Origin of the sequence: Halobacillus sp. HZG1 (genome assembly GCF_035818575.1) — a bacterium.
GTDB classification, from domain to species: domain Bacteria; phylum Bacillota; class Bacilli; order Bacillales; family Halobacillaceae; genus Halobacillus; species Halobacillus litoralis.
Window position 1 is genome coordinate 102376 of the sequence record NZ_JAYLVQ010000077.1, and the last position, 13179, is coordinate 115554.

At 47.5% G+C, this 13179-nt stretch carries 10 protein-coding genes; all 10 read right to left on the reverse strand.

Annotated elements, in window-relative coordinates:
• Nucleotides 1-11: 11 nt before the first annotated feature.
• The gene (gatC, locus tag VKA52_RS15645) at nucleotides 12-302 is read right to left on the reverse strand and encodes an Asp-tRNA(Asn)/Glu-tRNA(Gln) amidotransferase subunit GatC (RefSeq protein WP_089651494.1); all 291 of its coding nucleotides are present in this window, start codon (nucleotides 300-302) and stop codon (nucleotides 12-14) included.
• 283 nt (nucleotides 303-585) lie between these two features.
• Nucleotides 586-2097: a sodium/proline symporter PutP gene (gene putP, locus VKA52_RS15650; protein ID WP_160916099.1), complete on the reverse strand. Its 1512-nt coding sequence runs from the start codon at nucleotides 2095-2097 to the stop codon at nucleotides 586-588.
• A 495-nt stretch (nucleotides 2098-2592) separates the two neighbouring features.
• Nucleotides 2593-4143 carry an L-glutamate gamma-semialdehyde dehydrogenase gene (gene pruA / locus VKA52_RS15655; RefSeq protein ID WP_326316353.1) on the reverse strand — a complete coding sequence of 517 codons (1551 nt, stop codon included), beginning with the start codon at nucleotides 4141-4143 and terminating at the stop codon, nucleotides 2593-2595.
• A 440-nt stretch (nucleotides 4144-4583) separates the two neighbouring features.
• Nucleotides 4584-5729: a CamS family sex pheromone protein gene (locus tag VKA52_RS15660; RefSeq protein ID WP_326316354.1), complete on the reverse strand. Its 1146-nt coding sequence runs from the start codon at nucleotides 5727-5729 to the stop codon at nucleotides 4584-4586.
• A 90-nt stretch (nucleotides 5730-5819) separates the two neighbouring features.
• Nucleotides 5820-7820 carry an NAD-dependent DNA ligase LigA gene (gene ligA / locus VKA52_RS15665; protein ID WP_326316355.1) on the reverse strand — a complete coding sequence of 667 codons (2001 nt, stop codon included), beginning with the start codon at nucleotides 7818-7820 and terminating at the stop codon, nucleotides 5820-5822.
• Nucleotides 7821-7834: 14 nt separating this feature from the next.
• Entirely contained in the window at nucleotides 7835-10072 is a 2238-nt protein-coding gene (gene pcrA / locus VKA52_RS15670) for a DNA helicase PcrA (RefSeq protein ID WP_326316356.1), read from the reverse strand.
• Nucleotides 10069-10779: a heptaprenylglyceryl phosphate synthase gene (locus tag VKA52_RS15675; protein WP_326316357.1), complete on the reverse strand. Its 711-nt coding sequence runs from the start codon at nucleotides 10777-10779 to the stop codon at nucleotides 10069-10071. The genes pcrA and VKA52_RS15675 overlap by 4 nt, the downstream gene beginning before the upstream one ends.
• A gap of 292 nt (nucleotides 10780-11071) precedes the next feature.
• On the reverse strand, nucleotides 11072-11659 hold the full coding sequence (locus VKA52_RS15680; RefSeq protein ID WP_206947257.1) for a YitT family protein: 588 nt from the start codon (nucleotides 11657-11659) through the stop codon (nucleotides 11072-11074).
• Nucleotides 11660-11790: 131 nt separating this feature from the next.
• A complete protein-coding gene (locus VKA52_RS15685) occupies nucleotides 11791-12093 on the reverse strand; it encodes a YerC/YecD family TrpR-related protein (RefSeq protein WP_089651501.1) in 303 nt (100 codons plus the stop codon).
• Nucleotides 12094-12106: 13 nt separating this feature from the next.
• The gene (locus VKA52_RS15690; protein WP_326316358.1) at nucleotides 12107-13165 is read right to left on the reverse strand and encodes a DUF3048 domain-containing protein; all 1059 of its coding nucleotides are present in this window, start codon (nucleotides 13163-13165) and stop codon (nucleotides 12107-12109) included.
• Between the last annotated feature and the right edge of the window lie 14 nt (nucleotides 13166-13179).

Here is a 13179-nt window from a genome sequence, read left to right on the forward strand (position 1 = left end):
GTCGAACCTCCTTATTCCAATACGGATGGCACTTTGAACTGTCCATCCTGCTTGTCTGGTGCATTTTTCAGTGCATCATCCTGAGAAATCCATTTCTTCGGCTCGTCCTTACGCATAACGTTCTTCAAATCAAGAACGTGGGTCGTAGGCTCGACGCCTGTTGTATCTAATTCATTCAACTGTTCGGCATACGTGATGATGTCATCAAGCTGCTTCGTGAATGTCGTTGCTTCTTCTTCCGTGATCGCAAGGCGCGCGAGATTCGCGACGTGCTTCACTTCCTCTTTGCTAATTCTGGACATAATGCGACCTCCATTTCGATCTCACATAATATATGATCATACCAAATATCAGAATCCATTTTCAACGTACGGATACACCTTTCTTAGTTTAACACATCAGAAGGGCGCTGTCTTATCGCGAAAGTTTCCTCTTGCTGAGAGTGTTTCCGTTAATTTCAATCGTGCTTAAAGGTCCGGGAATCTATCGCTTTCCATGAGCGTACAGTGAGCTTCCTCGGGCTAAAGGCCCTGAAACAAAAAAATTCCCGGCCATAAGACCGGGAATTTTGTAATGAAGAACTTCTTACATTTTCGTAACTTTATCAAATTCTTCAGCAATATCTTTCGGTGGTGTACCAGAAAGACTGACAAGAATAGCGACAAGTCCACCTAGGATGAAACCAGGTACGATTTCATAAAGGTCGAAGAATCCGCCACTCAGGAAGTCTCCCCAAATGACAACGGTAACGGCACCGACGATGATTCCGGCAAGCGCACCATTACGTGTGATGCCTTTCCAGAATAGGGACAGGATGATAACGGGACCGAATGCGGCACCGAAACCTGCCCATGCGTAGGATACAAGACCAAGAACGGTACTGTCCGGGTTACCTGCAAGAAGCACGGCAATCAAGGCGATACCGGCTACGGCAGCACGACCAACCCATACCAATTCTTTTTCTGTCGCGTTCTGACGGAACAGTGCTTTATAGAAGTCCTCTGCAAGTGCAGAAGAAGATACAAGCAATTGAGAGTCAATGGTACTCATGATAGCAGAAAGAATCGCTGCTAGTAGGATACCGGCAATGACAGGGTGGAACAGGATTTGAGAGAACGTGATGAAAATTTTCTCAGAGTCGACAAGCATCTGGATGCCGCCTTCTGTCATCACTTCTGCATTGAATGTAGAAAGATCAGCTACATCTGCTGTGTTGATGTAAGCAAGTCCGAATAGACCTGTGAAGATGGCACCGTAAAGACCTAGAACCATCCAGCCAATACCGATCAAACGTGCTTTTGGAACGTCCTTAGGAGAACGTAGAGCCATGAAACGTACAAGGATGTGCGGCTGACCGAAGTAACCAAGTCCCCAGGCAAGAGAAGATAGGATCGCAAGGGCACCGACACCTTGAACCATGTTCAAGTGAGATGGGTCGATTTGGGCTACTGCGTCTGTCGCAGCATTCCAACCACCAAGTTCAGTAATTGCAACAATCGGCACAGCGATTAAGGCAAAGAACATCAGGATACCTTGAACAAAGTCTGTCCAACTTACGGCTAGGAATCCACCTAAGAAAGTGTAAGAAATAGTAACAATTGCGCCTAACCATAGAGCCTGTGTATAGCTCAAAGCAAAGGAAGCTTCAAACAGCTTCGCACCGGCAACCATACCGGAAGATGTATAGAAGGTGAAGAATAAAAGAATGACAGCTGCAGAAATGACACGTAACACGTGGGAGTGGTCACGGAAGCGGTTCTCAAGATAGTCTGGAACAGTAATCGAGTCATTTGCAATCTCCGTAAATACACGAAGTCGGCGTGCGACGAACTGCCAGTTTAAGTATGCACCAATAGCTAGACCGACACCGATCCAAGCTGCGGACAAGCCTCCAGCGTAAATCGCACCAGGCAAACCTAGCAGCAACCAACCACTCATGTCGGATGCACCGGCAGATAGTGCGGCAACTCCTGGACCTAAACGACGACCACCTAAGACATAGTCAGATAAATCACTTGTAAGACGATATGCAGCAAAACCGATTCCCAGCATACCGATTAAATAGACAATAAACGTTATTAACGTAGCAGTACTCATGTTTTGTTATTCGCTCCTCTCAGTGAATAGTGTAATGATAGATAGAATGATTAAAATTGGCATTGGTACAAATAACCAGAACCATGTTGCTCCAGCGATGGATGCTGATGTTGCAGTAGCGAGTTCAAACACATTTCCACCTCCCAAATGTTGGTTTATACAATCCTATGCAAATCGTACCGACGCATGGTTCTTAAGTCATATTGACTTAAAAAAACCAAACACAGGTACAACTATATCATATAACTTTTATACGAACATTGCAAAAATTGTGTTAATAGGTCATAATTGAATGTTTATTCGTTTATATAGTATAAAAATACATATATGTGACATTTTTATGATATTCATTCACAAAATTTATTTTAAAAAATTTTAGAGGTCATAGAAAAATGGGGAAATGTTCCCTTTTCCCTACAGCGTTAGTATGTTCCATTTTTCATGAAAAAATCCCTTTCCACATACATGTGGAAGAGGGATTTTTTGGTCGTTCTATTACAGCATTTCAGACGTTGTTTTTCCTTGCATATGATGAATAAGGTAATCAGGACCACCGGCTTTTGAATCCGTTCCTGACATGTTGAAGCCACCGAATGGATGATAACCTACGATTGCAGCCGTACACCCGCGGTTGAAGTACAAATTCCCGACATGGAAGTCATCGCGTGCCTTTTCAATATGCTCGCGATTGTTGGAAATAACAGCTCCTGTTAAGCCGTAGTCGGTGTTGTTTGCGAACTGAATCGCTTCATCAAAAGATTTCGCCTTCGTGAAACCTACAACAGGACCGAAGATTTCCTCCTGCATGAGACGGGCATCCGGAGCAAGGTCAGCAAAAACAGTCGGCGCGACGAACCAGCCTTTGCTGTCGTCTCCTTTGCCGCCTGTCATTAACCTTCCTTCTTCCTTACCGATTCCGATATAACTCATAATCTTATCATAAGCGCCCTGGTCGATCACCGGTCCCATGTAGTTGCTGTTATCGATTGGATCACCATAGTTGACCTGTTCCTTCGTTTTCTGAACGACTCGATCAAGCAGCTCATCATACACATCTTCATGAGCAATGACACGGGAACAGGCGGAACATTTTTGGCCGGAGAAACCGAAAGCCGAATACGTAATCGCATCTGCCGCAAGCTCAAGGTCAGAATCACTGTCTACAACAATGGTATCTTTCCCGCCCATTTCAATGATGGTACGCTTCAACCATTTTTGGCCTTCGTGAACTTTTGCGGCACGCTCGAATAAACGGGTACCCACTTCACGGGAGCCTGTAAAGCTTACAAAACGCGTACGAGGATGATCGACCAGATAGTCGCCGACTTCTTTTCCGCTTCCAGGGATGTAGTTGATGACCCCTTTCGGCAGTCCGGCTTCTTCTAACACTTCCATCATTTTATAAGCGATGATCGGAGTTGCACTCGCCGGCTTCAGAAGCACCGTATTCCCGGATACCATTGCGGCAACCGTTGTTCCGCACATGATAGCAAACAGGAAGTTCCAAGGAGAAATGACCACCCCTACTCCAAGCGGGATGTAATGGAACCTGTTATTTTCAATCGGACGTGAATTGATTTCCACGCCTTTATCAATTTCAAGCATCTGCCGCCCATAATACTCCATGAAGTCGATTGCTTCTGCTGTGTCCGCATCCGCTTCCTTCCATGGTTTTCCGCCTTCTTTGACAAGGTGTGCCGTGAACTCATGCTTACGACGGCGGACGATCGCTGCCGCGCGGAAAAGGATGTCTGCACGGAACTTCGCTTTCGTCTTTCTCCACCAGTCAAAGGTTTCATCTGCCACCTGATGAGCTTTCTCAGCAAGATCCTGGTTCGCTTTCGACACATAGCCGATGACTTCTTTCTTGTTAGCCGGATTAACGACCTTGATCTTGTCATCCGTGACAATTCTCTCCCCACCGATGATGAGAGGGTACTCTTTTCCAAGGTCCGCTTCTACCTGCTTAATTGCCGCCTGCAGAGCTTTCCGATTTTCTTCCACTGTGAAATCAGTAAATGGTTCGTGTTTGTAAGGGACTACCATGAAAAACCGCCTCCTTGAAAAGTAAGATGGGTGACGCTATGTAATAGTTTGAAAATTACCACATTAAGCGTTTCCATAACTATTCTATCGTAACGGTGAATCTAGTTCAATCGATTGAGACCGATTTCTAAGCAAATATTCTACTGTGTGAAACTGAGTTCAAATATTTGTGTATTTCATCAAAATTACTCGACTTTTTTCTTCTTTTGTCGAAATTTCACTATTTCAAAGAGGGAGACGGTGAGACTCCTGTGGGAAGTGCGTGGTAGATGAGACCTCGGAGAGCGTCAGCTCGAGGAGGCTCATTACTCGCCCACGGAAAGCGAACCTTTTCCCGGAGCCCTAAACTCCCACAATAGTCTAGAAACGGAGCCTTCAACAATCCTGCTATTTACTTTAATAACAAAGACCGCACAGGGCAGGCCCGGGCGGTCTTATTGTTATTCATACACATGAACGAAAGGTTCCTGCTCGCCGGCTTTTTTAACGATCAGGCTTTCCGGTTCATCCATACTGTGGATATTCACTTGAACATTGTAATGGTCGGCAAACATTTCGTTTACAAGACTGTACACATATTGTGTAAAACCGACAACTTCCGATTCAGACTGGAACTGGATCGGTATTTCAATCGACACTTCGCGAAGGTCGTTATTGACGTAAAAACCATTGGCAATCATCCCTACGAAGTTCGGAAAGTAGTCGGAAACTTCTTTTCGGAAGTCTGAAAAGATCTGTGAATCATCGAAGTGATCGTCTTCTGCTTCCTTGGAAGGAAACAGCACGTGCTTTTCATCGATATTATCCCAACCATTGATGGTAAGGTCCGATCCTTTGACATACGTTTTACTTAAAAACTTGCCTGGAACTTTCGAACTTGCTTCCTCTTCTTCATATAAGGCGAATACGACTGGTACACCGTTGAGCTCTTCTCTTTCCCGAATCCGCTTCAAAATCTCTCCCGCGTATTCCTTCCCTTTTTGAAGGAGTTCTTCGGTCGAGTGGTCCTCAGAAAAGCTTCGGTCCTCAGCGGTAAAGTTGTAGACGGTTCTCAATGAGATTCCGATGGTCAGTCCTCTCAATTCCACCTTGTTTTCATCTTGTCTGACTAAGTAATTCTGCTCGATGATATTTGAGATATAACGGGGGCTTTCACGAAACTCTTCTTCGGTCGCTTCATCTTCGTTAAGCTCGGGATTCAAGCCGTCTTCATTGCTCCCACTCTCCCTGCCTAACCACCGAAGCAGCGTATCGCCTTCAAAGTATTGTCCCGGTTGAAAGAAATACTTGTCCGGATCAAAGTATTCTTTGGAATGACGGCGAAGGCCGCTTTCGAATTCATCAATGTCCATCCGGTTCCCCATCTGGTTCGTCGTCACCGCACGTGCCGTTGAAACCTTCGGACTGCTCTCTGTGAGAATCATCCGGTAATCCTGCTCCGACATATTGTAGTTCGGGATGATGGCGGATTGATTATTTTTTTCATCTTTCGTTTCTTGTATGACTTCTTCTCTATTGTCAAAAACGGGCGTACACGCGCTTACGACGAGCAAAGAACTAAGCAACAGTGCGTGCATCTTCCTCATGCTTTCCACTCCCTTAATGAGACCAGCCGGAGCGCGTATGTTTTCCTACGCTCCGGCTACTCTTGTATAACCATAAAACGTTTGTAACGATCAGGATAGAGCGTTTTTGAACTGCTCTTCATCCCAAATTTCAATCCCCAGGTCTGATGCTTTCGTGTACTTGGAACCAGCGTCTTCGCCAGCGATGAGCAGGTCGGTCTTCTTACTCACACTTCCTGTCACTTTCCCGCCAAGTTCCTCAATCATCTTTTTCATGTCCGAACGGCTGTATTCTTCCATTTTCCCTGTGATGACCACGGTCTTATCGTTAAAAGGAGAATCGATCGGCTGATCACTCTTCTTCGCACCCTTATACTCCATATTCAGGCCGAGCTGCTTCAATTCTTCCAATAACTGTATGACCTGGTCTTCGTCAAAATAGCTGGCAATCGACTCGGCCATTTTGCTGCCGATTTCAGGGATGGCTTCAAGCGCAGCGGCATCCGCTTCGACGAGCGCTTCCATATGTTCAAAATGCTGGGCAAGCGTACTCGCCGCCTTCGAACCTACGTAACGGACTCCCAGGCCGAAAAGCAGTCTCTCCAGGGAGTTTTCTTTTGAAGCTTCAATCGCATTCAAAAGGTTCTCCACGGATTTTTCACCCATACGGTCAAGCTGCAGCAGCTCTTCACGGTCGAGCTTATACAAGTCTGCGATCGTATGAATCAAGTTTTCCTGGAACAGTTGGGCGATCACTTTTTCCCCAAGTCCTTCGATATCCATCGCATTTCTTGAAACGAAGTGGATCAAGCCTTCCCGCAGTTGAGCCGGGCAGTTCGGGTTCACACAGCGTAAGGCGACTTCTTCATCAAGACGGACGAGCTGACTGCCACACTCCGGACATTCTTCCGGCATGCGGTACGGTTCTTCTTCACCAGTACGCTGATCTTCAACTACACGGACGACTTCAGGAATGATGTCTCCCGCTTTCTTGATGACGACGGTATCTCCGATGCGGATATCTTTTTCGATGATCAGGTCTTCATTGTGTAAAGATGCGCGTTGAACCGTTGTTCCTGCGACTTTGACAGGATCAAGAATCGCTGTCGGTGTCACGGCACCTGTACGACCGACACTGAGTTCAATGTCTTTGAGTTTCGTAATCGCTTCTTCTGCCGGAAACTTATAGGCCGTTGCCCAGCGCGGGCTTTTCGCAGTAAAGCCCAAGTCTTCCTGTTGATCGAGGCTGTCCACTTTGATGACGATGCCGTCAATTTCGTAATCAAGATCTGCACGGTGTTCGACCCAGCTATTTACATAGTCGATGACCTCTTCGATATCGTTACACTTTTTCCATTCCGGGTTGGTTTTCAGTCCGAGCTCTTTCATTTTTTCCAGACGCTCACTGTGCGCTTCGGTCGGATCGTTCTCCCACACACCGATGCCATAAAGGAAAATATCGAGGTTACGCTTGGCCGCGATTTTCGGGTCCAGCTGCCTTAAGGAACCCGCAGCTGCGTTTCGCGGGTTGGCAAAAGGCTCTTCCCCATTCGATTCCTTGGCTTCATTCAAAGCCATGAACGATTTCTTCGGCATATACGCTTCACCGCGGACTTCCACGGTCATCGGCTCGTTCAGGCGAAGAGGGATATTTCGGATGGTACGAAGGTTTTTCGTAATATCTTCCCCTGTCGTCCCATCTCCACGAGTCGCTCCCCGAACGAAGATCCCATCTTCATATTTCAAAGAAACCGCAAGGCCGTCGATTTTCAGTTCACATACGTAATTGACCTCGGCATCGGTGCCGTTTTTGACACGACGGTCAAAATCACGGAGTTCTTCATCATTGAAGGCATTTCCCAGGCTCAGCATGGGGATGTCGTGCTGCACTTTCACAAAAGCATCAAGGGGCTTGCCTCCAACCCGCTGAGAAGGTGAATCGGGTGTCTGCAAATCTGGATGCTCTTCTTCGAGGTTGATCAGTTCCTGCATTTTTTTATCATATTCATAGTCCGAAACACTCGGATCATCGAGCGTGTGGTACTCGTAGCTGTACTGCTCGAGATCCTTTCTGAGTGCTTCAATCTTTTGCTTAGCTTCCGTTGCGTTCATATCCATCCACTTCCTTACGCTTTCGTAATCGGAGCAAAACGGGCAAGCAGGCGCTTGATGCCTGTCGGTGCCGGGAAGGCGATATCGAGTTCCATCGCATCTCCTTCGCCCTGCACTTTGACGACCGTTCCTTCGCCCCACTTCTTATGCTGCGCTTTGTCGCCCGGCTGCCAGCCGATTTTCTCGCCTCCTGAGGAAGCTTTCTTCTCCGGTTTCTTCGCGGCCCGTTTCTTCGGAGCGGCTGGAGGCTTCGCACCGAACGGCGTGCTTTCCCGTTTTTTATTGAAAAATGGCAGCTCTTCCTTCTGTTCTTTTCCTTCAACCAGCTCTTCCGGAATTTCATGAATAAAGCGGCTGATCGGATTCATATTCGTCCGTCCGTAAAGCGTGCGCATTTTTGCATGGGAAATAAACAATTCTTTCTCTGCACGGGTGATTCCGACATAAGCAAGACGGCGTTCTTCTTCCATCTCCTCTTCATCCATTAGTGCCCGGCTGTGCGGAAAGACGTTCTCCTCCATACCAATCAGGAAGACGACCGGGAATTCCAGACCTTTCGCAGAGTGCAGGGTCATCAACGTCACTGTATCATCACTACTAGGGTCTTCATTCATAGAATCAATATCCGCAATCAGTGCAAGATCGGTCAGGAAGGCGACGAGTGTCTTATCTTCCGCATTTTCTTCAAAGTTCTTCGTCACAGATTTGAATTCTTCGATGTTCTCAAGACGGCTTTGTGCTTCAATGCTCTTCTCGTTCATAAGCATCTCTTCATAGCCGGTCTTATCGATGACTTCCTGAACCATATCAGTCGCAGAAAGGAATTCCTGTTGCTCAGCCCACGTCTGGATCATTTTACGGAAACTCATGATCGCTTTCGCTGCTTTCGCACTCACGCCGACGAAATCGACTTCGGCTGCCGCTTCATAAAGGGAAATATCGTGATCGGCCGCATAGGCAAGCATCTTATCCATACTCGTTTTCCCGACACCGCGTTTCGGTTCGTTGACCACACGCTGGAAGCTGAGGTCGTCGTTCGGGTTTGCGATCAGACGCAGGTAAGCAAGCATGTCCTTGATCTCTTTACGATCATAGAACTTCGTCCCACCGATCATTTGGTACGGCACGCCAGCTTTGACGAACGTTTCCTCAATCGTACGGGACTGAGCGTTCGTACGGTACAAAATAGCAACATCCTGGTAACGGAACTTCCCTTGGCGGACGAGGTCTTCAATTTTATCTGTGACAAAAAGACCTTCTTCACGTTCCGTGCCTGCCTGGTGGTAATGGATCTTCTCTCCACCTTTATTATCCGTCCAAAGACGCTTCGGTTTACGGCCGCTGTTTTTATCGATGACATTGTTGGCAGCATCCAGGATTAATTCTGTCGAGCGGTAGTTCTGCTCAAGCAGGATCGTCCGAGCTTTCGGATAATCACTTTCAAAGTTCAGGATGTTTTGAATATCCGCCCCGCGCCATGCATAAATCGACTGGTCGGAATCACCGACGACACATAGGTTCTGGTAACGGCTCGCCAAATGTTTGACGAGTTGATACTGGGCATGGTTCGTATCCTGATACTCATCGACATGAATGTACTGAAAACGGCGCTGGTAGGATTCCAGCACTTCGGGCACTTCATCGAAAAGCCTCAATGTCTGCATGATCAAGTCATCGAAATCGAGCGACTGATTTTTGCGGAGTTTCTTTTGATAGCCTTTATAGATTTGGGCGATTTGTTCTTCGTGCATGTTGTTCGCCTGTTTTTCATAATCCTCTGCCGTCATCAATTCGTTCTTTGAATTACTGATGGCACCGAGCATCGCACGCGGGTCCCATTTTTTCGGATCAAGATTGATCTCTTTCAGCACTTGTTTAATGACAGAAAGCTGATCACTCGAATCGAGGATGGAAAAGTTGCGGTCATAACCGATCCGGTCGATGTCCCGTCTCAGGATGCGTACACACATCGAGTGGAACGTGGACATCCAGATTTTTTCCCCGTCTTTGCCGACAAGAGATTCGACACGCTCTTTCATTTCGCGTGCCGCTTTATTGGTAAAGGTAATCGCTAATATATTCCGTGGCGCTACATCTTTTTCACTAAGTAGATAGGCGATGCGGTGTGTCAGTACACGTGTTTTACCACTTCCGGCACCTGCCATGATGAGCAGCGGGCCTTCTGTGTGGGTCACCGCTTCTCGTTGTTCTGTATTCAAGCCTTGAATCAATGCGTTCAATGCCTGTGTCATGAGGGTCCACCATCCTTCATCTTCATTGATTTAACGGCTTCGACCGTTTTAAGAGCAACCTCTAGGTTATCATAAATCACATCGCCGACAACGATGACATCTGCGTAAGCGGCCATTTCTGCCGCCTGTTCTTCCGAACGGATGCCTCCGCCGTAGACGAGAGATGTATTTTTCAATTCACGGGCCACGTCCCTGACCAAGCCGGGGTTCCCGTAAGTACCACTGTATTCCATGTAGAAGACGGGCAAATGGAAGATGTGTTCAGCCATCCGGGCATAGGCGAGGACATCTTCATGATCGGGGAGCGTACAATCGGTCCGTTTGAACACTTTCGCTTCCGGGTTGAGGACACAATACCCTTCCGTCAGCATGTCCTGCCACTCGATCACATCGCCATATTCTTTGATCGCCTGGTGCTGCACATCGATCATCCACTTCTTATGTCCACTGTTCAGGACAAGAGGGATGAAATAGGCATGAAATTCGGGCGCAATGGCTTCGATGTCTGACACTTCAAGCACATAAGGGATGTCAAAGGACTCCAGGCGTTCCTGCAAATCCGTGACGTTTTCGAACGTGACACCGTCTGTACCGCCGATGATGATCGCATCTGTGCCTGATGAGCCTATCTTCTCTAAGTCTGCGTTTGTGATCGTCTTATTCGGATCAAGCTTGAACACATGATCCCACTCGCTTATATTGTACATTTCCGTCCTCCAAAACAACAGTTATCCATCTACCCATTATAGCAAATTTTCATCCCCGGGTTGAGGGGCACAACCAAACAAATCTATGACCAATCAAAAGAGGGAGTTTGAAGGGGCGGTGGGATTAGTTTGGAAATATCTGTATGACCTGGTACACCATAAATTGCAAATACATAAAAACCCACCTCTCTAAGCAAAAAGAGAGGTGGGTTGTGATATTCTTCTGATGTAAAATGCTGGATGACCAGGTCATACAATTATTACCATAACTACCACCACCCACACGCTCAAGTCATGATGGTTGTTCGGGGAGGAGGCGGGTGGATGTGAAGGTCATGGTGACGAGGCCGACGCTTAGGATGGTGATGGCGGAGAGAATGAGCGTCTCGAGGGAGAACAGGTAGCCGCTCGCACCGATGACGACAGCGTCAATCGCGAGAATGACGAAACCGACATTGACTTTGCACCAGTCGGCGATCATTTGCGCGAGGAGGTCAGTGCCGCCTGTGCTTGTATGCACCCGGAGCATCAAACCGATTCCCCCACCCACAAGTGCCCCTCCTATGATGGAACTGATCGCTGGATCGAGCGGCAGGTGATGGGCGCGCAGCCCTTGGAGAACGTCAATGGAAAAAGAAGAAATGAGCAGCCCATGCAGACTGTTGTAGAAATAAGAGCGGTAAAAGAACCAGGCGAGCGTAAAGATCGGAATGCTGAAGCAGATGATCGTCAGCCCTACTTCAAGCCCCCATATGTAATTGGCAATCATCCCGATTCCAATGATGCCTCCATCCAACACATGATCCGGAATCAGGAAAAAGTTGATGCCGAGTGAAAGTATCATACTGCCGAGAATGATCATGGCGCCTTTTTTCAACATCGTTTTCATCGGACAGGTCCCCTTCCATAGTACTAGCCTATGCCTGTCCGGTTTCTCTTAGAATCATGGATGGTTTTTCTCCGCAGCCATCAAAAAAGACTGCCCACATCCTGTTGGCAGCCTCTCCTCACCTATTCGGTTTGTTTCGCTTGTACACGGTCAAGCGCTTGTGTATAAGCGTCATTTCCATAATTCAAGCAGCGTTTCACACGGGAGATCGTCGCCGTGGATGCACCTGTTTCGGTTTCAATTTTATGATAAGTGAAGCCTTCACGCAGCATGCGCGCTACTTCCAATCGCTGAGCGAGTGACTGGACTTCATTCATCGTTGCGAGATCATCGAAGAATTCATAGCATTCTTCTACACTTTGCAAAGATAATACCGCTTCGAACAGTTGATCAAGCGTCTTTCCTCTCAATTTATCGATCTGCATGCCTTTTCCCTCCTTACTCCGTTTCTACTGCGGCGTTCCCTGGAATGATGTTCACCCAAGTCTTACCCGGGGTAAATGCCAGCGGGCTGCCGTCTTTATAGGGAAGCAATCGTCCATCGACGTTCTTCCACTCTACTTCTTTCATTTGTCCTTTTTGTAAAAGATTCCCGTTCCCGCCTGAAGTAAGATCAATCGCTCGACGACCTGCGCCATCGATGATCTGGTGACCCGTTTCTATGATCCAGACATTATCAACGGCCACCCGTTCCTCATTCAAACGGTCGATGGTCGGCTCTCCATCACTGGAACGTAAAAACTGCTCTCTTTCAGAATCATAGGTGAACCTCACATTCGTCCGACTGCCATATGTGATCTGTACGTCATCCACCTGCGTACCATCGAAGGAGTCTTTCTCAGTAAAAGGCAGCGCTTCAGGTGCCCCTTCAGCATCATAGCCTTTAGTTGCAGCCGCCTGCTCGACTCCCTCTGTCAAAAGATAAGAGTTGTGAGGGGCTGAACGATCGGAGGACCGTTCAAATAACCAGCCGTTGTTATCATACATCGCTCCATCCAGATAATCGATCCCGCTGCTGGCTACCTGCTGATTGATGGCCATGGACGCCCCGTGGTACGTGTAAAGCGCATCAAACCCATCAGCGATTTTGAAATAGTATGGACGTGCACTTCTTACCGGCCCTATTGTATCAGGAATCTCACTGTGGAACAAAGCAAGGAAGCGTGTGATCTGCCCCTCTGCCAAAATTTCATAGACAATATCGGCCTGGCTCAACCCTGATTGCGGTCTTGCTTTCGGGTGGTTGTTCACCATGACGGACAAGGCCCGATGATCGGCTTTATCCGCCGTCGGTTCACCTGTCAGTGGGAACGTTTCTGTATAGGCTTGTTCGTTTTCTTCCTTTTCATCAACGGTCACGTTCTCTTCTGTCTCTATTTGTTCTTCGACCGCTGTTTCTTTCTCTTTCGTATCTTCAGGTTGTACAGCCCCTGCTTCCTCGTTACAGGCGGTGAGCAGAAGGACGATAAGCAAGCTGAAGAATGTAAGCTTTCTCAATAACAGCACTTCCC

What these genes read in the sequence shown, in the direction of transcription:
- VKA52_RS15660 (WP_326316354.1), bottom strand. Translation starts at nt 5,729, where the DNA reads ATGAGGAAGATGCACGCACTGTTGCTTAGTTCTTTGCTCGTCGTAAGC.
- pruA (WP_326316353.1), bottom strand. Translation starts at nt 4,143, where the DNA reads ATGGTAGTCCCTTACAAACACGAACCATTTACTGATTTCACAGTGGAA.
- pcrA (WP_326316356.1), bottom strand. Translation starts at nt 10,072, where the DNA reads ATGACACAGGCATTGAACGCATTGATTCAAGGCTTGAATACAGAACAA.
- VKA52_RS15680 (WP_206947257.1), bottom strand. Translation starts at nt 11,659, where the DNA reads ATGTTGAAAAAAGGCGCCATGATCATTCTCGGCAGTATGATACTTTCA.
- putP (WP_160916099.1), bottom strand. Translation starts at nt 2,097, where the DNA reads ATGAGTACTGCTACGTTAATAACGTTTATTGTCTATTTAATCGGTATG.
- VKA52_RS15675 (WP_326316357.1), bottom strand. Translation starts at nt 10,779, where the DNA reads ATGTACAATATAAGCGAGTGGGATCATGTGTTCAAGCTTGATCCGAAT.
- VKA52_RS15685 (WP_089651501.1), bottom strand. Translation starts at nt 12,093, where the DNA reads ATGCAGATCGATAAATTGAGAGGAAAGACGCTTGATCAACTGTTCGAA.
- ligA (WP_326316355.1), bottom strand. Translation starts at nt 7,820, where the DNA reads ATGAACGCAACGGAAGCTAAGCAAAAGATTGAAGCACTCAGAAAGGAT.
- gatC (WP_089651494.1), bottom strand. Translation starts at nt 302, where the DNA reads ATGTCCAGAATTAGCAAAGAGGAAGTGAAGCACGTCGCGAATCTCGCG.